The sequence below is a fragment of the Paracoccus sulfuroxidans genome, assembly GCF_007830335.1.
Taxonomy (GTDB): domain Bacteria; phylum Pseudomonadota; class Alphaproteobacteria; order Rhodobacterales; family Rhodobacteraceae; genus Paracoccus; species Paracoccus sulfuroxidans.
Genome location: NZ_VLKU01000010.1, coordinates 58,931 through 80,737 on the forward strand (window position 1 = coordinate 58,931; position 21,807 = coordinate 80,737).

Below are 21,807 nucleotides of genomic sequence, written 5' to 3' on the forward strand. Positions count from 1 at the left end.
TAAGCCTTAGTTGGTGCTTGGGGCGGATATGCCCGACGTTCGCACCAGTTTGAGCCACCAGTTGGCGCCTCTCGAGACAAAAATCTCTGGCGTAATTCATCTGCCCGTTCCGCAAACACCTGACCCTGCGGGCCAGGTCAACGCTCGGAGAACTTCGCGCGGGGCAATCCCGCCCTAAAAAAAAGACGCGCCAGAGGCGCGTCATTTCTTTCAGATCTCGGTCAATTCAGGCGCGGCCGAACATCCGGCCCAGCTTGCGGCGCAGCATGCGCCAGATGATCTGGACCATGTTCAACTCGCTGCTTTGCGCGCGGCGCGCCACCGGACGCTCGACCGCCGGTTCGGCAGGCTCACCCTCGGCGGATGCCGCGACGGGGGCCGCCGCCTCTGCATTGGCCTGGATCTCGGCCTCAAGATTCGCGGCGAAGTCCATGCAGATCTGCTCGGCCACTGCCTCGACGATGCCGCCGCGCGCGACCTGAGCCAGCGATCCTGACAGCGTATACTCGACCTCGACCACCACGGTCGTCACATCCGGCGACGGACTTTCCAGATGATAGGTCACATCCCCCTTGGCGCGCGAGGCATGACTCTTGTCCATCCCCACACCCGCGATCTTGCCCGCGAATGCGGACGGATCCATGGCAATGGTCGCCTCGCCCCCGAAATCGGCCTTGACCGGCCCCAGCTTGACGGTGACGCGGCCCTTGGCCTTGTCCTCGACGACCGGACCATCAAGCGACGCGCCGGGCACGCAGGACACCACAAGCGGAATGTCCTGCATCGTGTCCCAGACGACCGCGCGCGGGTGCCTGACGTTGAATTTCTGCTGGATCTTGGCCATCCTCAACTCCTCCCTTCCAGATATCAAGGCAGGCGCCCACATCCGCGCGAACGCCTGCCGGTTTGCTTATTCCTCGACGCCGCACCAATCGCAGATGCAAAGCGCCATGACCTTGATTGCCGTGACATAATCGTCAATCGAGACATATTCATCGTTCGAATGCATCACCGCGGTCGAACCGGGGCCATAGATGACCGTCGGCGTCTGGCCGTAGGAATTCAGAAAGCGCGTATCCGCCGCCCCCTGCCGTCCGCTGATGACGGGCTGCTGCCCGGTGATCTCGGTATGGACCTGCGACAGCAGCGTCACGATGGGATGGGCCACGTCGATTTCCGAGGCCTCGGCATCATAACCCACGAACCGCACGACCGGCGGGTGGTCCTTCATCCAGGGGTCGCTTTCGGCCAGCGCGGCAATCTTGTCGCGCAGGCTTTGCTTGACGCCCTCATGATCCTCGCCCGGGACGGTGCCGATGCTGCCTTTCAGCAGCGCGGTGTCCGGGAAGGCACTGGGATAGTTGCCCGCCTGGAAGCTGCCGATCATGCAGGGAAGCGAGTCCAGCGCATTGGGGTAAAGCGGGTGACGGACGGTCGCCACGCGGTGATCCTCCAGCTCCTTGACCGCCGCCACGACCTTGTTGCCAAGATCGATGGCCGAGATCCCCAGATAGCGCTGCTGGATGCCTGCGGGCTTGCCTTGCACCGCGATCTCGAACCAGATGCGACCGATGCAGGCGGGCTGGACGGCCAGATCGCTGGTCTCGCCCGAGATGCCCGCATCCGCCTTGTAGCCCCGGATCACCGTGTCGAGGGTGCCGTGGCCGGACACTTCCTCATCGATGACCACGTTGATCATCACATCGCCCTTCAGCGTGATCCCGGCGTCGCGGATGTATTCCAGCGCCAGAATATGCGCCGCGACCCCGCTTTTCATGTCGCATGCGCCTCGACCATAGATGCGCCCCTCGCGGATCAGGCCCGACCAGGGGTCGTCCGACCAGCCCTCGCCATTGCCGACGGGGATGACGTCGGTGTGCCCGTTCAAGAGCAGCGAGCGGCCCCCGCCCGAACCCTTGCGGGTCGCGACGATGTTCGGGCGGCCTTCATATCCGCGCGCCACGGGGCGATAGCCGGGATGCGCCTTCAGCTCTTCCCAGTCCGTCTCCCACATGTCGACGTCAAGGCCGATCCGGCTCATGTATTCGGACACGAATTTCTGGATCGCGGCCTCGTCACCGGTCACGCTGGGGATGCGCACCATATCCTGGAGGAAGCCAATCGCATGATCGCGCTTCTCGTCGATCTTGGACAGGACCTTCTCTCTGACGGTCGTGGACATGTTATCAGGACTCCTTGATGTTATTCAGTCAGTTACATTTTCGATGGCAGCCACAGCGCGATCTGCGGGAAGGCGATCATGATGGCCATCAGAAGGATGTTGATGAGGATGAAGGGCAGCGCCGCGCGGTAGATGTCGCCCATGGTCGTGTCTGGAGGGGCCACCCCCTTCATCACGAACAGCGACAGGCCTGCCGGCGGAGTGATCGTCGCCAGCTCGAGGTTGACCATCATCACCACCGCGAACCAGATCGGGTCCCAGCCCATCGCATGGATGATCGGCAGGAAGATCGGCATGGTGACCAGCACGATCGAGGTCTGTTCGATGAACATGCCGATGACCAGCACCAGGAACATCATCATCATCATCAGCGTGATGCTGGAGACATCCAGCGCCGTCGCCCATGAGGTGATCGCCGAGGTCGCGCCCGAGAAGCTGAGAAGCTGGCTGAAGCTGGCCGAGCCGGTCAGGATGATCAGGATCATCACCGTCAGCTTGGTCGCCGACAAGAGCGACAGCTTCAGCTTGGCCGGGCTGAGTTCGCCATAGCAGGCCGCAAGAACGAAGGCGGCAAAGGTGCCAAGCGCGGCGGATTCGGTGGGCGTGGCGACGCCCGAGAAGATGCCCGCAATGATCAGCACAATGATCGACAGGGGCGGCAGCAGGTAAAGGAAGGTGTCGCGGATCTTCACGCTCAGCGAAACCTGCTCAACCTCATATTGCGGCGCATCCTGCGGGCGCAGCTTCACGCGGATGACGATATAGGTGACATACATCAGCGCCAGCAGGATGCCCGGCACGACAATCGCGACCAGCGTCTTCGCCACCGAGAACCCGCCGACCGAGGCCAAAACAATCGCCAGCGTGCTGGGCGGGATCAGGATCGCCAGCGCGCCGCTGCCCAGCACCGGCCCGATGGCCAGCGAACGGGCATAGCCGCGCTTCTCCATCTCGGGCGTCAGGGTCGAGCCCAGCATCGCGACCGAGCCCATGGCGACACCGGTCAGCGTCGCAAGCACCGCGCCCGCACCGACGGTCAGCACCGCCAGACGGCCCGAGATGAACCCCAGCCATTGGTCGATCACCTTGATCATCCGCATGGCCACGCCCGAGTGGAACATGATCGACCCCATCAGGATGAACATCGGGATCGGGACAAGGATAAAGGTCGAGATGGAGCTGTCGATGGACAGCACAAGCTGGTTGAAGCCGCCGAAACCGCCCCAGAGCAGATAGACCCCGACCATATTGACCAAGAGGAAGGCGATGGCGACCGGAATGCCGATCAGCATCAGCGTGGTCAGGCCGACGAAGAAGCCAGAGAGAAATACCCACCATTCCATATCAGTGCGCTCCTGCGGTTACGGGGATCTCTCCACGGCAGATGTTGATGGCCTGCCGCATGAACTCGAGCCCCATCAGCAGGGCGCCGAAGGGAATGGGGATCAGGTTGACGGCACGCGGGATCTCAAGCTCGGCCGCGACGACGACGCCACGGCGCAGCGAGGTGATCACCGCCTGAAAGCCGAACCAGGCGACCGCCAGACAGACGATCGTGCCGGTGACCGCCGCAATCAGCGCGGCTACGCGCGCGGTGTTGCCGGTCAGGTTCGAGGTCAGGATGTCGACGGCGACATGTCCGCCCTCGCGCAGCACCCAGGCCGCGCCCAGGAAGGTCATCCAGACCATCATGATGCCGCTGATCTGGTCGATGCCCAGAAGCCCGTGACCGAAGAACAGCCGCAATGCGACCTTCAGCACGGTCGCCAGCATTAGAAGAATCAGGATCGACCCTGCGATCCATCCCATTGTATTGATGAGCCTGTCATAGGCCCGCTCGAGTCCACGCATGATGTGTTCCTGACGAGAGTTGCCTTGGCGGCCGCCGTGGCATGGCCGTGTCACGGCGGCCTTGCGGTTCACTGGGCTGCTGCCGCGTCGAACATCGCCTTGATCTGGGCGATCTGCTCACCCGAATAGATCGTGCCGTAATAATCCCACAGCGCCGAGACCGCCGTGTCGTTCCAGCGTTTCGCCTCTTCGGGGGAAAGTGCGACGACCTCCATCCCGGCCTTCTTCATCAGATCCACCTGCTCGGCCTGATTGTCTGCAAACCAGGTCTGGGCGAATTCCTGCGTCTCGCCGACGGCTTTCAGCAGGATCTCCTGCACGTCAGGTTCGAGGCTGTCCCATTTGTCGAGGTTCATCGCCAGCCCCCCGCCCGAGCGGTACATGGGCTGGTCGATCATGTATTTGGTGACGTCCTGCCAGCCGTAGCGGGTGAAGGCATCGGCAATCGGCCAGGTCATCGCCCTGACGGTGCCCCGGTCCAGCGCAAGGAAGATCTCGGCGGGCGGCAGGGTCACGGATTCAGCCTTGGCGGCCTGCACGAAATGGCGCGACAGCGGCGTGACGCGGACCGGCTTGCCGCTCAGATCGTCAATCGAGCTGACCGGGAAGGTCGTGACCATGTAATGAGAGCCGACGCCGACATCGCCCGCGGCATGGCCCAGATAGCGCACGCCCTTGGCGGCAAAGGCCTTGACCAGAAATTCATAGATCTCCGAACCCGGCCCGCCATCGGGGATGCGCGCGGGCGAAAGCTCGGTCACATCACCGCCCGGCACCACGCCCGCCCAATAGTTCGGTGCGCCGAACCAGACGTCGAAGACGCCGTTCACCAAGGCCTCGGGCTGGTCCAGCGGCGGCAGGATGTCATCGGCGCCAAGATAGTTGATCTTGACCTTGCCTTCGCCCAGTCGATTGACGTTTTCCATGAAGTTCTTGCCGATCTCGGCGGTGGGCGAAAAGCCCGGCGCCCAGGCCCCGACCATCCGCAACTGAACCTCGGCAAGCGATGAAGTGGTTGAAAACAAAAGCGCAAGGCCGCCGGCCATCGCGATTTTCGACCAGGTCATAAGATGATTCCTCCCCAATAAATCCGCCACTCCTCTGGCGTATTGAGGGGGATCGTAATACTTGAACTTCATTTCTGTCTACAAAGTTTTTTATCTTGCATACAATTTTGATGCCTCATAGTTTTGATCTCATGTGCTACTGAGCATCCGAACGTCACAGCCGAAGGAGGAGCGGTATGCGACCGACAGAGTTCGCCTATCACCGCGCGGAAACGATCGAGCACGCGCTTGCGCTGCTGGCCGAACATGGCGAGGATGGCCGCCCGATCTCGGGCGGGCAAAGCCTTGTTCCGATGATGAATCTTCGCCTTGCCCGCCCGGCCCATCTGGTCGACGTGAACCATCTGGACATGGCCCGGATCGAAGAGGACGCGGACACAATCCGCATCGGCGCGCTGGTCCGGCACGAGACCTATCTGACCCATCCGCTGATCGCGCGACACCTGCCCGCGATGCTTGAGGCGGTGCACTGGATCGGCCATCCGACGATCCGGCGGAACGGCTCGATCGGCGGCAGCCTCTGCCACGCCGACCCCACGGCCGAGCTGGCCGCGATGGCGGTGCTGCATGACGCGCGCATTGTTCTGGCCTCGACCGGGGGGCGGCGCGAGGTTGCGGCGGTGGACTTCCTGAAAGGCGCCTATGTCACCGATGTTCAGCCCGGTGAGCTGCTGGTCGAGGTGATCTTTCCCAAACCCACCGGCCCCCATGTCGGCACCTTCGACGAAGTGGGCGAACGCCTTGGCGATTTCGCCATCGGCTCATTCGGGGTGCGGCTGGAACATGACGGCACGCGCGTCAGGCGTCTGGCCACCGTCTGCGGCGGTGCAAGGATGGTGCCGATCCGCATGACCGAACTGGAGGCCGGGGCGGCAGGTCAGCCGCTGTCGGCGCTGGACCCGGTGGCTTTCGGGCAGAAGGTGACGGCCATGGTCTCGCCCTCGGGCGATTTCCGCGCCAGCGCCGAATACCGCCGCAACCTGATCGGAGAGCTGGCCAGCCGCACGCTGCAGCGCGCACGCGACCAAGCGATGGGAATGAAATGAAGAACAAGATCGAACTGACCGTCAACGGCAAGGGCCACGCCCTCGCGGTCGAGCCGCGCCGCCTTCTGGCCGATGTCCTGCGCGAGGATTGCGGGCTGCATGGCGTCCATATCGGCTGTGCGCATGGCGCCTGCGGCTGCTGCACCGTGCATGTCGACGGCGCGCCCCGCCTGTCCTGCCTGACCTTCGCCGTGCAATGCGACGGCAAGACCATCGAGACGGTGGAATCGCTGGGCGGCACCGATGCCACCCATCCCCTGCAACAGGCTTTCCGCAAGCATCACGGACTGCAATGCGGCTATTGCACGCCGGGCTTCCTGATGGCGCTGGTGCCCTTCGTCGACGCCAAGGTCCGCGAAGGCACCATGCCCCCCGAAGCCGAGATCCGCGACGCGATGAGCGGCAATATCTGCCGCTGCACCGGCTATCAGGGCATTGTCGAGGCCGTGCAGGACACCATCGGCCAGGGCCTCCGCTCGCAGGGGACAGGCCAATGAAACCCGAAAATCCCCGCCACCTCGGCGCCCGCATCCAGCGGCTGGAAGATCCGCGCCTGCTGTCGGGCCGTGCCCGCTATATCGACGACATCCGGCCCAACAACTGCCTGCATCTGAAATTCGTCCGCTCTCAGGTGGCGCATGCGAAGCTTCTGGAGGTCGATACCTCGATGGTCGAGGACATGTTCCCCGGCACCATCGTCTTTACCGGCAAGGACACCGGCGCGCTGTCGATGAAGGCGCATCAGGACTACCCCGAGATGCAATATGCCGAGCAACCCCTGCTCGCGACCGACCGCGTGCGTTTCGTGGGCGAACCCATCGCCGCCGTGCTGGCCGAGGACGCCTATCAGGCCGAGGACGCGGCCGAGATGGTGTTCCCCGATTTCGACTTCCTGCCCGTCATCGCGACAATGGAGCAGGCCCAGGACCCTGCCCTGCCGCCGCTGTTCGACGGCTGGAAAAGCAACGTCTGGGTCGAACGCCAGATGGCCGGGGGCGATCTGGCGGCAGCGCGTGCCGGTGCTGCGCATGTGATCCGCCGCACCTATCGCAACCAGCGCCAGACCGGCGTGCCGATGGAAGGGCGCGGCGTCATCGCCGAATACGACCAGTCGATGCGCGTGCTGACCGTCTGGTCCTCGACCCAGATGCCGCATCTGGTGCGCACCTATATCGCCGAGGAGCTGGGCCTGCCCGAAAGCCGCATCCGGGTCATCGCCCCGGATGTCGGCGGCGGCTTCGGCGTCAAGGGCCAGGTCTTTGGCGAGGAGGTGCTGCTGGCCTGGTGCGCCATGAAGACTGGTCGCCCCGTCAAATGGATCGAGGACCGGCGCGAGAACCTGCTGGCCTCGATCCACGCGCGCGATCACCTGCACACGCTGGAGGCCTATGTCTCGGCCGAGGGGCGTCTGCTGGGGCTCTGGGCCGATATCACGGTCGATGTCGGGGCCTATTCGACCTATCCCTTCACCGCCGCGGGCGATCCCGGCATGGCGGCGAAAGTGATGCCCGGCCCCTATGATTTTCAGGCCTATGAGGCGACGTTCCGGGGCCTTGCCTCGAACAAATGCCCGCTGGGCACCTATCGCGGCGTCGCGCGCCCCTCGGCCGTTTTCTCGCAAGAGCGGCTGATGGACGACATCGCGCGCGAGATCGGCATGGATCCCATCGAGTTCCGGCTGAAGAACATCATCCGCGAATTCCCCTATCGCAACGTGCTGGGCTTTACCTATGACCCGGGTTCCTACGAGGAATCGCTCCTGCGGATGCGCGATCTGCTGCAGGATGACATCGCGGCGGCGAAGGCCAGCCGGACCGATCCCAAGACCCGGATCGGCGTCGGCGTCGCCTGCTTCATCGAGCAGACCGCGCATGGCACGCCCGATTTTACCCGTCGTCGCGTGCCCATCGAGACAGGCTATGTCGCCGCCCGGATCGAGATGATGCCGGATGGCGAGGTGCTGATCGACCTTGGCCTGCAAAGCCACGGTCAGGGGATGGAGACGACCATGGCGCAGGTCGCCGCCGATGCGCTTGGCGTGACGCCCGACCGGGTCTTCGTGCGCCATGGCGACACCAGCGCGCCTTATTCCGTCGGCACATGGGGCAGCCGCGGCGGCCCTCTGGGCGGCGGGGCCGTGCATGTCGCCGCGACCGAGATCGGCACCAAGCTGAAGCTGATCGCAGCCAATCTGCTGCAGGCTTCGCCCGAGCATGTCGAGCTGGCCGACAACCGTGCCTTCCTGCGCGACCGGCCGGAAACCGGCGTCGACATCGGCTATGTCGCGCGCTCGGCCTTGCGCAACATCGACCGCCTGCCCGAAGGCATGTCCCCCGGCCTTGCCGCCGAGGCCAGCGTCGACGGGCCGAAGGACGGCACCTATTCGAACGCGGTCCATGCCGCCGTGGTCGAGATCGACGTGCCGACCGGCAAGATGAAGATCCGCCGCTTCGTCGTGGTCGAGGATTGCGGCACGATCATCAACCCGCTGGTCGTCGACGGTCAGGTGCGGGGTGGCGTCGTGCAGGGCATCGGCTCGGCGCTGTGCGAGCATTTCGTCTATGACGAGGAAGGCCAGCCGCTGACCACCAGCTTTGCCGATTACCTGATGCCGCAGGCCCCCGAGATGCCCATGATCGAGGTGCATCACATCGAGACCCCGACCCCGCTGACGCCCCTTGGGGCCAAGGGGCTTGGCGAGGGCGGGGCCATCGGCCCGCCTGCGGCGCTGGCCAATGCCGTGACCAATGCGCTGGATTTTGAGGTCCGCGAGACGCCCCTGACCGCCAGTGCGATCTGGCACATGGCGCAGGACGCAAAGGGCGTCTGAGCCCCGACTGTCTAAACGCCACATGGAAAACGCCGGAGCAATCCGGCGTTTTTTGTTGCGATCCCGTTCCGGTGCGCACAAAAAAGCCCGGCACCTTGGGTGCCGGGCAAGTTCCCTCAGGGGGTTCCGTCGGGATCAGGCGTCTTCTTTCAGAAGCGCCTCGTAAACGGCCTTGTCGGTCGCGCCCTCGGTCCCGATCAACAGGACGCGCGAATTCTGGTCGAGGCCCAGCGTCGCCCGCAGCGTCGGATCCTTCGCCGCCACCACCAGCGCGGCAAAGCCCGAGGCTCCGGATTCGCCGATCACCAGCCCGCGCGCGCCGTCTCGCTGTTGCGCCAGCGACCGCAGACCGGCCAGCGCCTCATCCTCGGAAATCAGCATGAAGTGATCGGCCGTTTTCTCAAGGATGCGCCAGGCGGCCAGCGACGGCTCATAGCATTCCAGCATCGCCATGATGGTGGACGCGCCTGCCGGAACGGCGATGGGCTTGCCCGCCTTGGCGCTTTCCTGAATGCAGGGCGCAAGATCAGGCTCGACGACCACGCTGACCGGGCGCTTACCGCCCAGAACGTCATGCAGATAACCGCAAACGACGCCCGCAAGACCGCCCACACCCGCCTGCACGAAGACATGGGTGAAGGGCTGATCGGCAGCCGCCAGGATCTCATCCATCATGATCGTGTAGCCCTGCATCACAAGGCCCGGAATCTCCTCATAGCCCTCGGACGAGAAGTCCGAGACCAGAAGCCAGCCCTCGCGAGCAGCAACGTCGCGCGCCTCGGCGACCGAGTCGTCATAGTTGCCCTTGATGCGGCGCATTTCGGCGCCGAAGCTGGCAATCGCCTCTTCCCGGCCCTTGCTGACGCCTGCGTGGATATAGATCACACATTTGCAGCCAAAGGCCCGCGCACCTGACGCGACCGAACGGCCGTGGTTGCCGTCCGTCGCGCAGCAGACGGTCAGCTCAGCGGCCATTGCCCGCATCTCGGGCGTCAACAGCTCGGCCGGGGCGACATCGCGGCCCAGCCGCTTCGACAGTTCCGCGCGCAGCAACCGCGCGACCGCATAGGCCCCGCCAAGCGCCTTGAAGCTGCCCAGCCCGTAGCGCCCGCTTTCGTCCTTGATCTGGACCGAGGCAAGGCCCAGTTCCGCCGCCGGTCCCGCCAGCGACACCAGCGGCGTCGGCCCATAATCGGGGAAGGCATCCAGCATGGCGCGAACCTGCGCCGGGCCGGTCTTTCCGGCGATCAGCTGTTCGGTTTCGGTCAGGGCCTTTCCATGGCCCGCCATGGCATTCGATACCAGTCGGGAAGCAGTCATGTCGTCTCCTCCTTGGACATGCGTGAGATGTCGCCGGATCGCTCCGGCGGGATGATTTCTGATGGATCGGCAGGTCCTAGCGCGTGGCGCTGAGCGGGGCCGCGTTCGCCTCAAGCGCAAGGACGATGTCGGCGGCAGAACCAGCGATCACGTCCACATGGGTCCGCATCGCGGCCTGCGCCACATCCTCTTCGCCCTGAGAGATGGCGGCGATGATGCGCTGATGCTCGGCATGCGAACTCATCATCTGGCGGGGATGGGTGATGACCCGGCGATAGGCCGCCAGCCTGCGGCCAAGGCGCGCGGCCTCGGTCGCAAGATAGGCGCTGCGGGTGCCGCGCAAAAGCACGTCGTGAAAGGCATTGTTCGCTTCCAGAAACGCAACCTGATCGCCGGTTTCAGCCGCCCGCAGACAGTCGTCGTTGCGCGCCTTCGCCTCATCGATCTCGGCCATGGTCATCCGGCGCGCGCAAAGTCGCGCGGCCAGACCCTCAAGCTCGGCCAGAACCATGAACATGTCGACGACCTCGCCCGCGGTCAGCTGCCGGACCGTCGCGCCCATATTCCGGCGGATCTCGATCAGGCCATTCGCGGCCAACTGCCGGATCGCCTCGCGCACCGGGGTCCGCGAGACGCTGAACCTGTTCGCCAGGCTCTGTTCGTCAAGCTTTTCGCCGGGGCGCAGCGTTCCGCCCAGAATGTCATCTTCAAGGATCTGGACGATCTTCTCGGAGGAAACCTTAGCTTCTGCTTTCTGCCGCAAAATCACTGCCTTATCAATACGGTACATTGCTTTCAGGTGCCCGCGCCGGTCCGGTCCTATTGCTGGACCGTAATCACCAGACTGACCGAGTCCTGATCCGCCTCATTGATGGTGTAATGCGGATCTGTCGGTTCGAAAAGCACCGCCTCGCCCGCCTTGAGGGTAAAGCGTTCGCTGCCCGTGTCAAAGGTCAGTTCCCCCTGCATCACGAAAAACACCTGCGACCAGTCGTCGTGGCTGTGAAGCTCGCCGCCGCCCCCCTTGGGGGCACGCGACACCTGCACGGCGAAATTGTTGCCTTTGAAGGGCACCACATCCAGCGTCTTGAGATTGCCGAAATGGTTCGGAGGGGTGAAGCCTTCAGCAGCTCCGTCTTTCCAGATTTGCATGATTTTCCTGTCCTTACGAGATGAATTTCATGTAGGGGCTGATGACGCTGCGCACCGGAACCTGCACGACGGCAGGCTTGCCCGAGGCGATGGCGTCCTTGATCGCCTGACCGATTTCCTCGGCCGTGCTGGCGTGATAGCCCTTGCCGCCCAGAGCCTCGGCCACCGCCGCCCAGTCGCGGCGCGGCAGCTTCATTTCCCAGGTTTCGCCATAGGTCATTTCCTGCGGAAGCGAGATCGCGGCCCACATTTCATCATCCAGAACGACGGTGATGAAGGGCGCGTCATAGCGCGCGGCGGTGTCGAGTTCGGTCGCGTGGAAACCCACGCCGCCATCGCCCACAAAGACGATGACCGGAGCCTTGCCATCGGCAAGCCGTGCGCCGGGGCCATAGGGAAGCTCGGCCCCCAGCGTGCCCGACTGGCCCGCGCGAAGGTAGCGCCCCGGTGCCTTGACCTGAATGCGCGCATCCGCCCAGAAATCGACGTTGCCATGCGAGGTAACGAAGATCGTGTCATCGGGCGCGACCGCCGTCACCGCATCGATGGCGTTGATCGGATGCAGCCCTTCGGCCGCATCCTCGCCCGCCTGGGCGGCGTGCTCGGCCCGCCATTCGGCGACCAACCCCTTCGCCCAGGTCTGATCGACCGGCGCGGCCTTTGCCTCGGCCAGCACCCACAGGAAATGGAAGGCCGAGGTGTTGAAGGCGATATCCGCCCGGCGGTTGCGGTGCAGGATCGCGGCATCGGTCGCGATCTGGACCACCTTGGTCGCCTTGCCGATGCTGTCACCGAAACCAAGGTCGAACTCGAAATGATGCCCGACCAGGATCACGCAATCCGCCTCTTCCAGCGCGCGGCGCAGGGCGGCGTTGCAGGGCACATAGCCCGGACCCGCGCAAAGCGGATGGCGTTCATCGACCGCGCCGCGTGCCAGACGCAGGGTGAAGAACGGGATGCTGTGCTTTTCGATGGCTTCCTGCAGACGGTCGCTGCGGTTGAAGAAGACATCATCGCCCAGCAGCAGCACCGGCCGCTTCGATTGCGCCAGCAGCGTCTCGAAGGCCGCACGGTCGCCTGCGCAGATCCCCGGCAGGCCGGGATTGGCAGGCGCGGCAGGCAGCTGGTCGCGGTAATGTTCTTCGACGGGCGCATGCAGGATGTCGGTCGGCACTTCCAGAAAGACCGGACCCGGACGGCCTGCCCAGATGTGGCGCCATGCCATGTCCAGATATTCCTGCAACCGCCGTGGATCGGTGCAGCGCGCGGCCCATTTCGTCACCGCCCGCATGGCGGGCAGCACGTCATAGGTCATGCCCGCGCCGCGATCGGTGACCGCCGTGCTGGACTGCGCCCCGATGATCAGCAGCGGCGTGCCTCCCAGATGCGACACGATGGCCGGGGTCGCGGCATTGGTCACGCCCGGCCCAAGGGTCACCATGGCGACGCCCAGCTTTCCCGTCACCCGAGAGCGCGCCTCGGCCATATAGCAGGCGGCGGCCTCGTGCCGGCAATGGACCAGCTGCACGCCCAGTTCGGCGCAGGCGCGATAGACCGGATTGATCGGCCCGCCCGAGACCGAGAACACATGTTCGGTGCCCGCAGCCTTCAGCCATGCGACCAGCGCGGTCCCGCCATCGGCCTGTCTTGTGTTATCAAGCATCTTGCTTTTCCCCGTTGTCAGTAGGCGCGCGACTTGCCGCCGTCGAGAGCGATCGCCGTGCCGGTGATGAATGAGCCTCGATCCGAGGCAAGAAGCGCAACCATGGCGCCGAAGTCCTTGGGATCGCCGAATTTTCCGACCGGAACCTCGCTAAGCCACAGGGCTTCGGCTTCGGTCCGGCTCAGCCCGTCCCGCTCCATCGAGGAGGTGACCAGATACTCCATCCGGTCGGTGCCGAAGGGTCCGGGGCAGAGGCAGTTGACGGTGACGCCTTCCTCGGCAAATTCGATCGACAGCGACTTGGCCATGCCGACCATGGCAAGGCGGATCGAATCCGACAGCACCATGTTCGGCTGCACGATCTTGACGCCCACCGTGGTCACGAAAATGATCCGCCCCCGGCCCGAGACGCGCAGCGACGGCAGCGCCGCATGGCAGAGGTCAATGAGCGGCAGGAAGGTCTCATCCAGCGCCGATTGCCACGCGCCGCGATCAAAATCGAGGAACGGCCCCGAGGACGGCCCGCCGGTATTGGCGACCAGAACATCCAGCCCGCCGAAGGCATCGACGACCTGCCGCACCCCTGCGGTGATGGTCTCGGGCTCGGCCAGATCGATCCGGACCAGCAGCACCTCGCTGGCACCTGCCCCGCGCAGTTCGTCGGCAAGGTCCGACATGGTGTCAAGGTTGCGCCCCGCCACCGCGACCCGTGCGCCTTCGGCGGCCAGCGCCAGTGCCGAGGCTCTCCCAAGCCCACGCGCCCCGGCAGTCACCAGCGCCCGCGTCCCATTCAGTCCGGTTTCCATTTTCTCTCCCTCGCTTCGGCCTTCCAACACGGTCAGTTAACACAGTAATTCAATTCTTGTCTACAGCATTTCAGTTTGTGTATACAATAATGGAAATCGACAGGAGGAACACTCAGATGCATCACGCACCACTCGTGATTGGCGGAAAAACACTGGCGGAGGCGTCCGATGGAATCGGCGAATCCCGCGATCCCTCGACCGGCGAGGTCATCGGCACCTTTGCCCGCGCGGGCCTGACCGAGGTCGACCAGGTGGTCGCCGCCGCGCGCCACGCCTTCGACAATGGCCCTTGGACACGCATGCGCCCGTTCGAGCGCGGCCGCATCCTGCGCCGCATCGGAGAGCTGATGCTGGAGCGCCGGGACGACATCGCGCGCCTTGAAAGCCGCGACAGCGGCAAGCCCCTGCGCGATGCCTATTGGGAGGTCGACTGCTCGGCCCGCTTCTTCGAATATTACGCGGGCGTGGCCGACAAGCAGCACGGCACCTCGATCCCGCTGGGGCGCGGCATCGTGGACTGGACGGTCAAGGATGCGATTGGCGTCTCGCTGCAGATCATTCCGTGGAACTATCCCTTCCAGCTGATCGCGCGCGGCGTGGCCCCTGCCCTGACCGCAGGCTGTGCCGTGGTCATCAAACCGGCCAGCGACACCCCGCTGAGCGCCTATGAGTTCCTGAAGATCTGCCAGGAGGCGGGCCTGCCCGACGGTCAGGTGAACCTGGTGAATGGGCGCGGGTCGCTGATCGGCGACGCGCTGGCGCGGCACCGGGGCGTCGATCAGATCACCTTCACCGGCTCGGTCCCGACGGGGCAGCGCGTGCTTGAAGCAGCCGCCTCCCATGCCATCCCCTGCAATATGGAGCTGGGCGGCAAATCCCCGCAGATCCTGTTCGCCGATGCCGATATGGAAAAGGCCCTGCCGATCATTGCGGGTGGCTTCCTGACGCATGCCGGGCAGGTCTGCAACGCAGGCACCCGCCTGTTGGTCGAGCGCAAGGCGCATGACGACATCGTCTCGCGCCTGCATGACCACATCCGCAAGATCAACATCGGTCGCGCGCTTGACGATCCGGACATGGGCCCGGTCATCAACGCCGGCCACAAGGCCGAGGTCGAGGGCTTCTATGAGTTGGCCGAGTCCGAGGGCCAGCTTCTGATGGGTGGCAACCTGCCCCTTGAGGCGGGTCTGGCGGGCGGCGCCTTCGTGCGCCCGGCGCTGGTCACCGGCATCAGCAACACCGCCCGGATCGCGCGGGAGGAGGTCTTCGGCCCGATCCTCAGCGTCATCCCCTTCGACACCGCCGAAGAGGCCGTCGCCATCGCCAATGATTCGGACTTCGGCCTTGTCGCGGGCGTGCATACGGCCTCGATCGATCACGCCATGCACATGGCGCAGGACCTGCGCGTCGGTCAGGTCTGGGTGAATTCGTTCGGGATCGGGCTCGACGTCGAGTTTCCCTTTGGCGGCTACAAGCTTTCGGGCTTTGGCCGCGAAAAGGGCCTCGAGGCGATTGGCGCCTATCAGCAGATCAAGAACGTCTGCGTCCGGTTCGGCTGACCCTCTCGGCATGGCCCTGCTTCGGGGCCATGCCTTTCCCGTAGGAGATTGCGCATGCTGACAGACCTGCTTCAACCTCAGACCTCCGAGCATCCGGCCATCCGCGACCCGTGGGAGGCCGCGCTGACCTTTGGCCAGGGCACCATCGTCGCCCTGCTGGTCGCGACCGAAGGCCCGGCCTATCGCAACGCCGGGACGATGATGGCCATCGCCGCCGATGGCCGCTTCGCGGGCGCAATCAGCTCGGGTTGCATCGAGGCCGACCTGATCGTGCAGGCCGCCGACCTGCGGGCCAGCACCGGGCATTGCCGCAGGCTGCGCTATGGCAAGGGCTCACCCTTCATGGATCTGGTGCTGCCCTGCGGCGGTGCCATCGAGCTGATGCTGTTTCGCCTGCGCGATCTGGACGTGCTGCGCCAGCTTCAGAACCGGCGGACAGCACGCCACGCCACCAGCCTGAGCATCGACCCGCAGGGGCGTCTGGCGCTGACCGACCCCCTGCCCGCGACACCCTTCACCCTTTGCCCCGATGGCAGCGCGCGAATCAGTTTCTCGCCCCGACTGAAGTTCCTGATCTTTGGCGCAGGCCCCGAAGTCTCGGTCTTTTCCGCTTTGGTTCAGGGCTTGGGATATGATCACCTGATGCTCTCGCATGAGGCGCGCAGCCTGTCTGTCGCCGCCGCCATGGGTTGCCGGACCAGCCGCCTTGACCATCTGACGGGGCTGAACGGGCTGAAGATCGACGCGGCAACCGCCTGCGTGCTTTTCTATCACGACCATGATTATGAACCCGCGATCCTGAACCGGCTTCTGGCCACGCCCAGCTTCTATATCGGCGCTCAGGGCAGCCGCGCGACGCAAGTGATGCGGCTTGAGCGGCTGCGCGAACAGGGCGCGGACCCGGCCGCGCTTGAGCGGGTCCGAGGGCCGATTGGCCTCATCCCCTCGTCCCGCAACCCGCGCACGCTGGCGATCTCGGTGCTCGCAGAGATCGTGGCCGAAGCCGCGCATCATCCCATCGAACTGTGCTGACAGCACCTGCGGGCGTCCAATCCCGGCACGGGCGCCCTATTCCTCTGGCGTGCCGGGAATGCAGAAACTGTTGCCGGTCTCGGGATTGCGCTGACAGGTCGAAAGACCGTCGTCGCTGACGTAAAATGCGGAGGGCCGACCGTTCAACAGCGCCGGGTGGCTGTCGCGCACGACGGTCCGGTCGCCGTCCGGCCACAGGAACATGCGTTCGGGATGCATGTTCCCGGCCTCGTACTCGACCCGCTCCGGCACCACATAGGCGATCATCCGGCAAGATTTCTCTGACTGCAGAACCCCCGCCGCATCGCGGATCTGACAGGTCGCGGCTTCCTGCGGATAGGTCCCCGCGACCCAGTCCTTCAGCAGCGCCTCATTCGCCGCGCAGGCGGCATCCCAGCGGTTGAGGCAACCGCTCGAGAAAGCTTGCGAGGCCGTGTTTGCCGTGAGGATCAGCCCTTGATCATCCGAAACCGCATCAGGGTTGATCTCGGGGAAACGCGCGCCATCCTGCCAGACAAGTGCATCTCGCTGATCCAGCAGCATACGGCCAAGATAGAGGCATGCCTCGCCATCCCCCATGAACTCGCCCTCGGGATAGCAGCCCTGTTCCAGCAGCCGCATCCGGGCCACGGGCTCATTATCCGGGGTCATCAGCGCAAGATGCTTGCAGGCATAGGGGCGGTTGCTGTCGTGCGGGCTCTTGCAGACATAGTCGAAATCCGCCTTCGCCGTGGCCCGGTCGTTCAGCTTGCGCAGCGCATGAAGCCCGGCGTTGAAGCAGCCGCCATCGCCTTTGACGTCCCATGACCTGCCCTGATCGTCGCGGATCGTGTCACAGGCCATGCGGTAGCTGGCCTGCGCGCCGGTCTGATCGCCCGCCTCGGCCAGCATCTCGCCCATCTGGTTGCAACTCGCCAACCCCATCACGCCCGGGTGGCAACCCGTGCGCAATGCGGCCAGCCTTTTCTCAGGCTGGTTGCGCCCCTGAAAGAACAGATCCTCACCCGTCATGTCCGAGGGGCCGTAAAAGAAGGCCAGCATATTGCAGCCCGACTGGATCTCAGGCGTGCAGGCGGCCTGAAGTGTTGCCTCGACCGGTGCCATCTTGGTCGCAGAGATCTCTCGCGCAAAATAGACAAGAACCTCGGAACAGGAATTGGCGGCCTCGGGCGTGTTTCCGGCCCGACATGCCGCCGCAAGCTCATCGAACGCGGCCAGACGGCGGCGCATCGTTTCGGGCAGCGCGGTGCCAAGATGCTGATCGAGCTTGGCGCAGGTGGCATTGCCGCTGATCCCCTGACAGGCGGCCACGGCCTGCGCGGCCGCCCGGTCGCGCGCGGCGTCATCCAGATGCCCCGCCTGCCTGCTGGCGATGGCGCAGGCATCGGGGTCATTGCCGTTGCATCGGCTTTGCAGATAGCTGAGGGCGACGCTGGCCTGATCGGGCGTGATATCGGGACGGCTCAGCAATGCCTCATAGGTCAGGGTCAGGTCGAGGCAGGATTCGTCGGTCTGGGTCGTCGGCACCCTGCAGGACGGCGCGCGCAGCCCGGCCAGATGAAACAGCAAATCGGCACTGGCGGGCGTACTCATGGCCTTCTCGAGCTTCTGCAACAACCGGAACATGTCGCGGCAGGCATATTGGTCCTGCGAGGCCACGCAGCCCGCCGCCAGCGCCTGCAGCGCGCTGAGGTATTTGCCCGGATCGCCGCTGATGCTGACCAGCTCGCTATCGGCAAGGATCTGACAACTGGTCAGCAGCCCGGCATCGCAGCCGATCCGCGCCAGTTCAATCTTGGGGGACGAAAACTGACCCGCTCCGGCCGGCCATGTCGTCACCAAGGGATGGGCCGCGATGCGGGTGGGAACGTTGAGCGCCGCGTCGCAGGCAAGGACATCCCCGGCCCCGCAACCGATCAGCCGCAAGCGCCACAGGTCCGCGTAGTCGCCATCCGCAAGCTCAGGCCTTCCCGCAATCGCCCCGGCCTCGTCCCTGCAGGCAGAGGCATTGCCGCCCAGGCAGGCCCCCCGAAGCGAGGTCCCGTCCGGCTCGACGAACTGGCCGTTCTGCAGGTCCATCATGGCGACATAGCCTGCCCCGTCCGAGCAATAGGCATCCGCCGGGATGTTCTCCGAATTGGCAAGGATCGAGGGCGCGGCGGCCAGAGTGACCTGCCCAAGCGAGATCGCCAGCCAACCGTTCTCCGCCCGAAAGACAGCCATGCCGGTCAGGAAGTCGGGGTTCTGGGCCGCGAAGCTGTTCACCTCGTCCAGTGTCTTGCGCGAGGCGGCGATCAGGTGGCAGGCGTTGGGCAGGGCACGGAACCGTCGCAGTTCCGCCTGCCGTTCCCCGACAAATCCGCAAAAATGCGGCGCGTCGCCTGTCGCCACAAAGGCCCGATCGGCCCCGGCTAGCCGGTAGTAAAGCCTGCCGTCCTTGCCAGAAACCAGATCAGTGATGCTGACCTTGGTGCCGGAAGCCTCCTGCCGCAGCACTGCGCCGCCGGGTTCGGACAGGATCTGTCCTGCATTGCAAACCTGTCGCTCAGCCAGCGTCTGGTAGGGTGGCAGCGTGTCAGCACTGGCCGCTTGCCCGATGATCGCGGCGAAAAGCAAAGGGGCGGCACGGCGCAAAAGAACTGACAACACCCACTCACCCCTGACGAAACCTGTTCTTCGGGTTTTGCTAACCGGCGCGTCCTGATCGGTCAACGACCCTTGGTGTGTAAGGAATTGGTTCGGATGAGATTCTGCGCAATATCAATCCCGAAGATCCAGCATCGAGATCAGTCTTCCTGAGCAGCCATGTTGCCTCGAGCTTGCTATGACAGGGCTATGCCGTTCGTGGCAGTCTGCGTGATCCGCAGCGAGCCGTGCGGCGTTGCAACACGCCGGGTCCGATGGTCCTTCTGGACGAACCCGGCTGGGCAGAGGTGACCGAGAGCTGCGATTTCACCCAGTATGTCGCATCGCCCTTTCCCTAGTAAAGGTGGCCGGAACTGAACGTCCCGGCCACCTTCTAGCAAAACTGTGACGGCTTAGCCGTTGGCCCCGTCGGAACCCGATCCGCCGCCGTCCGAACCCTCGGAACCGCCGTCGGAATCACCGCCACCATCAGAACCGCTGCCGTCTGAATCCGACCCGGAATCGCCACCACCGGAGTCGCCGTCACCCGTGTCCCCGCCGTCTGTCGACGATCCGTCACTCGCGCCAGATCCATCCGTGCCGGTATCACCTGCATCCGTGCCGCTGCCGTCAGTCTCATCGTCGCCAGCATCCGTCGAGGGATCGCTGGAGGCTTGCCCCACGGTGGCCTGATCTTCACTGCCAAGCTGCGCCTTTTCGGCTTCGCTCAGGATACGCTCACCATTCACCTTGATCAGACGACCTTCCACCAGATTGTAGACAAGGTTGATATCCTGTCCGTCCTTGGTACCCGTGACCGTCATCAGCGAGCCTTCGCGCAGGATATGGATATCCTTGAAGCCCTGCCCCAGCAGCGTGCTTGAGATGGCATCGTTGTTCATGGTCTGGTTGAATGCCGGGTACTCGGACACGACCTCGGTCGCAATCGGAGAGACGCCTTTTTCTGCCGTCGCAGCTTCCGGCACGACCGCCGTCTGGCCATTCCCGGTCACGACCTCGGTCGATTGGGCGTAGACATGGCCGACCGAGCTGGCTGTCAGCAGAGCCGCCGTCAGGATCCCTTTAGCAAGCATTGTGCAATCTCCAGTAGTTGTCTGACGAGGCAACGCGCGGCTGAACGAAGGGGTTCGCCCCTGTCACCGGAACGTCAGAGACCGTGAGTTTGCGCCCTGCGCCGGGTTCAGGGGGCTTCCCCGTCATCGCCATCGGTGGTCTCGATGCTGACCGTAGGGACGACCGAGCGGCAGGCCTGCCCGAAGTGGAACATCCCCTGCGCCTCCCGGGGCGTGAAGCCAAAGGTGCGCTTGAAGGCGACGCCGAAGGCGGAAACGCTGGCAAAGCAGCCAAGCGCGGCGACGACTTTCGGCGACACCCCTTCGGCCAGCGCATTGAGCGAACAGATCAGGCGGATCTGCTGGCGCCATTGCGCGAAACTCATTCCCGTCTCGCGCTGGAAAATCCGCGTCAGGGTGCGGCTGGAGAGATGGGCGATCTCGGCGCAGCTTTCGAGCTCCATGTCCACCGAGGGCTGTGCGAGCACCTGCTGGACCAGATTTTCCACCCGCTGATCCACCGGCAAGCGCAACGAAAACTCCCTTTGCCCGGCATGTGCAAATTCATGCAGGATCAGCGCGGTGATCCACTCGCTCCGTGGTGTCCTCTCGCCATCCAGTGGCAGGGTGGTGCATTCTGCGATCAGCTCCCGCATCAGGGGCGACACGCCGATGACGCGGGGCCCCTCGGGCATTCCGGCAATCGTGCTTTCGCGCAGGAACAGGCTGTTGAGAAGCGCCGCGCGGCTGAAGATGATCTCATGCTCCAGACCCGCAGGAAGAAATAGGGCGGTGTTCGGCAGCACGAAATAGGTTTGCGAGCCCAGTTCGACCCGCATGAAGCCATCCACCACATGAAGAAGATGCGCCCGGGCATGGGTATGACGTCCCGTGCGATGCCCCGGAGCCAAAGCTTGCGCAAACCCCGCAAGCGCCGTTTCTGTCGCCTCCACCTGATCAATCGTGCGCTGTCCGTCTGACGACATGAGTTGTCCTGTTGATGCTGGAAGGGGGGATCTAGGCTTTTTCATGGCCCGCTGAGCCTTCGGTTGCAAAGGACACTGGAAGCTGAATCGTGGCCTGCCTCCCTCCAAGGTTTCCTTGGATCTATCGAAATCGCAAGGCATTGCAGAAGAGCGAGAGAAAGATGTCCGACAGCATTTTCACCTTCACCGAAGACATCATCTATGTCCGCAAAGAGGATATGATCGACGGTCCGCACACCCCCGGTCAGCCCCGTCAGACGGCCTATGAGGCCGAGGGGATCTGGACTGGGGTGACGACGATCACCGCCATCGACGCGCCCAGCCAGTGGCATCACCACAAGGACCACGACAGCATCATGTATATGCTGAACGGGGAAATCCGCGTGGACTGGGGCGTCGAGGGGGAAAAAAGCTTCACGCTCAAACCCGGCGACTTCGCCTTTTTCCGGCGCGGCGTCATCCATCGCGCACAGGCGCTGTCGACCGACGGGGCCTGCAATTTCGCCGTGGTCCGTCTGGGCGCGGGCGAGACGGTGGAAGCCGTCGACGGGCCGGGCCCGAATGTGATCGACGCGGCGCATTAGGCGTAGTGGCAGGCGGGGGAGCCTTCGGGCG

At 64.3% G+C, this 21,807-nt stretch carries 19 protein-coding genes; 6 read left to right on the plus strand and 13 right to left on the minus strand.

Annotated features, from left to right (window positions below):
• Positions 1–226: 226 nt before the first annotated feature.
• The 5 genes from IQ24_RS15455 to IQ24_RS15475 all read right to left on the minus strand — a co-directional run bounded on the left by IQ24_RS15455 (position 227) and on the right by IQ24_RS15475 (position 5,100).
• A complete protein-coding gene (locus tag IQ24_RS15455) occupies positions 227–844 on the minus strand; it encodes an SRPBCC domain-containing protein (protein ID WP_158637542.1) in 618 nt (205 codons plus the stop codon).
• 66 nt (positions 845–910) lie between these two features.
• Complete coding sequence (locus IQ24_RS15460) at positions 911–2,182, minus strand: ArgE/DapE family deacylase (protein ID WP_145399187.1); 1,272 nt, start codon at positions 2,180–2,182, stop codon at positions 911–913.
• A 32-nt stretch (positions 2,183–2,214) separates the two neighbouring features.
• Complete coding sequence (locus IQ24_RS15465) at positions 2,215–3,525, minus strand: TRAP transporter large permease (protein WP_145399188.1); 1,311 nt, start codon at positions 3,523–3,525, stop codon at positions 2,215–2,217.
• Position 3,526: 1 nt separating this feature from the next.
• Complete coding sequence (locus IQ24_RS15470; RefSeq protein ID WP_145399189.1) at positions 3,527–4,033, minus strand: TRAP transporter small permease; 507 nt, start codon at positions 4,031–4,033, stop codon at positions 3,527–3,529.
• A gap of 68 nt (positions 4,034–4,101) precedes the next feature.
• Positions 4,102–5,100 carry a TRAP transporter substrate-binding protein gene (locus tag IQ24_RS15475; RefSeq protein ID WP_158637543.1) on the minus strand — a complete coding sequence of 333 codons (999 nt, stop codon included), beginning with the start codon at positions 5,098–5,100 and terminating at the stop codon, positions 4,102–4,104.
• 176 nt (positions 5,101–5,276) lie between these two features.
• Here IQ24_RS15475 and IQ24_RS15480 point away from each other — a divergent pair, with 176 nt between their 5' ends.
• The 3 genes from IQ24_RS15480 to IQ24_RS15490 are packed head-to-tail and all read left to right on the plus strand — an operon-like array spanning position 5,277 to position 8,976.
• On the plus strand, positions 5,277–6,146 hold the full coding sequence (locus tag IQ24_RS15480; protein WP_145399191.1) for an FAD binding domain-containing protein: 870 nt from the start codon (positions 5,277–5,279) through the stop codon (positions 6,144–6,146).
• Positions 6,143–6,643 (plus strand): (2Fe-2S)-binding protein, encoded by a 501-nt coding sequence (locus IQ24_RS15485; RefSeq protein ID WP_145399192.1) that lies wholly within the window; start codon positions 6,143–6,145, stop codon positions 6,641–6,643. The genes IQ24_RS15480 and IQ24_RS15485 overlap by 4 nt, the downstream gene beginning before the upstream one ends.
• A complete protein-coding gene (locus IQ24_RS15490; protein ID WP_145399193.1) occupies positions 6,640–8,976 on the plus strand; it encodes a xanthine dehydrogenase family protein molybdopterin-binding subunit in 2,337 nt (778 codons plus the stop codon). Before IQ24_RS15485 ends, IQ24_RS15490 begins: the two co-directional genes overlap by 4 nt.
• Before the next feature lie 135 nt (positions 8,977–9,111).
• Here the strand turns inward: IQ24_RS15490 and IQ24_RS15495 are convergent, their stop codons facing one another.
• The 5 genes from IQ24_RS15495 to IQ24_RS15515 form a co-directional block, all read right to left on the minus strand.
• A complete protein-coding gene (locus tag IQ24_RS15495; protein WP_145399194.1) occupies positions 9,112–10,296 on the minus strand; it encodes a diaminopropionate ammonia-lyase in 1,185 nt (394 codons plus the stop codon).
• Between the two features lie 76 nt (positions 10,297–10,372).
• Positions 10,373–11,059 (minus strand): GntR family transcriptional regulator, encoded by a 687-nt coding sequence (locus IQ24_RS15500; protein WP_158637544.1) that lies wholly within the window; start codon positions 11,057–11,059, stop codon positions 10,373–10,375.
• A gap of 56 nt (positions 11,060–11,115) precedes the next feature.
• Entirely contained in the window at positions 11,116–11,448 is a 333-nt protein-coding gene (locus IQ24_RS15505; RefSeq protein WP_145399196.1) for a cupin domain-containing protein, read from the minus strand.
• Between the two features lie 13 nt (positions 11,449–11,461).
• Entirely contained in the window at positions 11,462–13,111 is a 1,650-nt protein-coding gene (locus IQ24_RS15510) for a thiamine pyrophosphate-binding protein (protein WP_145399197.1), read from the minus strand.
• Between the two features lie 17 nt (positions 13,112–13,128).
• On the minus strand, positions 13,129–13,917 hold the full coding sequence (locus tag IQ24_RS15515) for an SDR family oxidoreductase (protein ID WP_145399198.1): 789 nt from the start codon (positions 13,915–13,917) through the stop codon (positions 13,129–13,131).
• A 116-nt stretch (positions 13,918–14,033) separates the two neighbouring features.
• Between IQ24_RS15515 and IQ24_RS15520 the strand changes: the two genes are divergently transcribed.
• A complete protein-coding gene (locus tag IQ24_RS15520) occupies positions 14,034–15,476 on the plus strand; it encodes an aldehyde dehydrogenase family protein (protein ID WP_158637545.1) in 1,443 nt (480 codons plus the stop codon).
• Positions 15,477–15,530: 54 nt separating this feature from the next.
• Positions 15,531–16,508, plus strand: a complete 978-nt coding sequence (locus tag IQ24_RS15525) for an XdhC family protein (RefSeq protein WP_145399200.1) — start codon at positions 15,531–15,533, stop codon at positions 16,506–16,508.
• A gap of 36 nt (positions 16,509–16,544) precedes the next feature.
• Here IQ24_RS15525 and IQ24_RS15530 read toward each other — a convergent pair whose 3' ends face one another.
• From IQ24_RS15530 to IQ24_RS15540, 3 genes are all read right to left on the minus strand, one after another.
• A complete protein-coding gene (locus IQ24_RS15530; protein WP_145399201.1) occupies positions 16,545–19,154 on the minus strand; it encodes a hypothetical protein in 2,610 nt (869 codons plus the stop codon).
• 392 nt (positions 19,155–19,546) lie between these two features.
• Positions 19,547–20,227: a hypothetical protein gene (locus IQ24_RS15535; RefSeq protein WP_145399202.1), complete on the minus strand. Its 681-nt coding sequence runs from the start codon at positions 20,225–20,227 to the stop codon at positions 19,547–19,549.
• A gap of 107 nt (positions 20,228–20,334) precedes the next feature.
• The gene (locus IQ24_RS15540) at positions 20,335–21,192 is read right to left on the minus strand and encodes an AraC family transcriptional regulator (protein WP_158637547.1); all 858 of its coding nucleotides are present in this window, start codon (positions 21,190–21,192) and stop codon (positions 20,335–20,337) included.
• Between the two features lie 161 nt (positions 21,193–21,353).
• Here IQ24_RS15540 and IQ24_RS15545 point away from each other — a divergent pair, with 161 nt between their 5' ends.
• Positions 21,354–21,776, plus strand: a complete 423-nt coding sequence (locus IQ24_RS15545) for a cupin domain-containing protein (RefSeq protein WP_145399204.1) — start codon at positions 21,354–21,356, stop codon at positions 21,774–21,776.
• Positions 21,777–21,807: the final 31 nt, after the last annotated feature.

What these genes read in the sequence shown, in the direction of transcription:
- IQ24_RS15505 (WP_145399196.1), bottom strand. Translation starts at nt 11,448, where the DNA reads ATGCAAATCTGGAAAGACGGAGCTGCTGAAGGCTTCACCCCTCCGAAC.
- IQ24_RS15510 (WP_145399197.1), bottom strand. Translation starts at nt 13,111, where the DNA reads ATGCTTGATAACACAAGACAGGCCGATGGCGGGACCGCGCTGGTCGCA.
- IQ24_RS15495 (WP_145399194.1), bottom strand. Translation starts at nt 10,296, where the DNA reads ATGACTGCTTCCCGACTGGTATCGAATGCCATGGCGGGCCATGGAAAG.
- IQ24_RS15465 (WP_145399188.1), bottom strand. Translation starts at nt 3,525, where the DNA reads ATGGAATGGTGGGTATTTCTCTCTGGCTTCTTCGTCGGCCTGACCACG.
- IQ24_RS15485 (WP_145399192.1), top strand. Translation starts at nt 6,143, where the DNA reads ATGAAGAACAAGATCGAACTGACCGTCAACGGCAAGGGCCACGCCCTC.
- IQ24_RS15520 (WP_158637545.1), top strand. Translation starts at nt 14,034, where the DNA reads ATGCATCACGCACCACTCGTGATTGGCGGAAAAACACTGGCGGAGGCG.
- IQ24_RS15460 (WP_145399187.1), bottom strand. Translation starts at nt 2,182, where the DNA reads ATGTCCACGACCGTCAGAGAGAAGGTCCTGTCCAAGATCGACGAGAAG.
- IQ24_RS15515 (WP_145399198.1), bottom strand. Translation starts at nt 13,917, where the DNA reads ATGGAAACCGGACTGAATGGGACGCGGGCGCTGGTGACTGCCGGGGCG.
- IQ24_RS15535 (WP_145399202.1), bottom strand. Translation starts at nt 20,227, where the DNA reads ATGCTTGCTAAAGGGATCCTGACGGCGGCTCTGCTGACAGCCAGCTCG.
- IQ24_RS15525 (WP_145399200.1), top strand. Translation starts at nt 15,531, where the DNA reads ATGCTGACAGACCTGCTTCAACCTCAGACCTCCGAGCATCCGGCCATC.
- IQ24_RS15540 (WP_158637547.1), bottom strand. Translation starts at nt 21,192, where the DNA reads ATGTCGTCAGACGGACAGCGCACGATTGATCAGGTGGAGGCGACAGAA.
- IQ24_RS15475 (WP_158637543.1), bottom strand. Translation starts at nt 5,100, where the DNA reads ATGACCTGGTCGAAAATCGCGATGGCCGGCGGCCTTGCGCTTTTGTTT.
- IQ24_RS15455 (WP_158637542.1), bottom strand. Translation starts at nt 844, where the DNA reads ATGGCCAAGATCCAGCAGAAATTCAACGTCAGGCACCCGCGCGCGGTC.
- IQ24_RS15490 (WP_145399193.1), top strand. Translation starts at nt 6,640, where the DNA reads ATGAAACCCGAAAATCCCCGCCACCTCGGCGCCCGCATCCAGCGGCTG.
- IQ24_RS15545 (WP_145399204.1), top strand. Translation starts at nt 21,354, where the DNA reads ATGTCCGACAGCATTTTCACCTTCACCGAAGACATCATCTATGTCCGC.
- IQ24_RS15470 (WP_145399189.1), bottom strand. Translation starts at nt 4,033, where the DNA reads ATGCGTGGACTCGAGCGGGCCTATGACAGGCTCATCAATACAATGGGA.
- IQ24_RS15480 (WP_145399191.1), top strand. Translation starts at nt 5,277, where the DNA reads ATGCGACCGACAGAGTTCGCCTATCACCGCGCGGAAACGATCGAGCAC.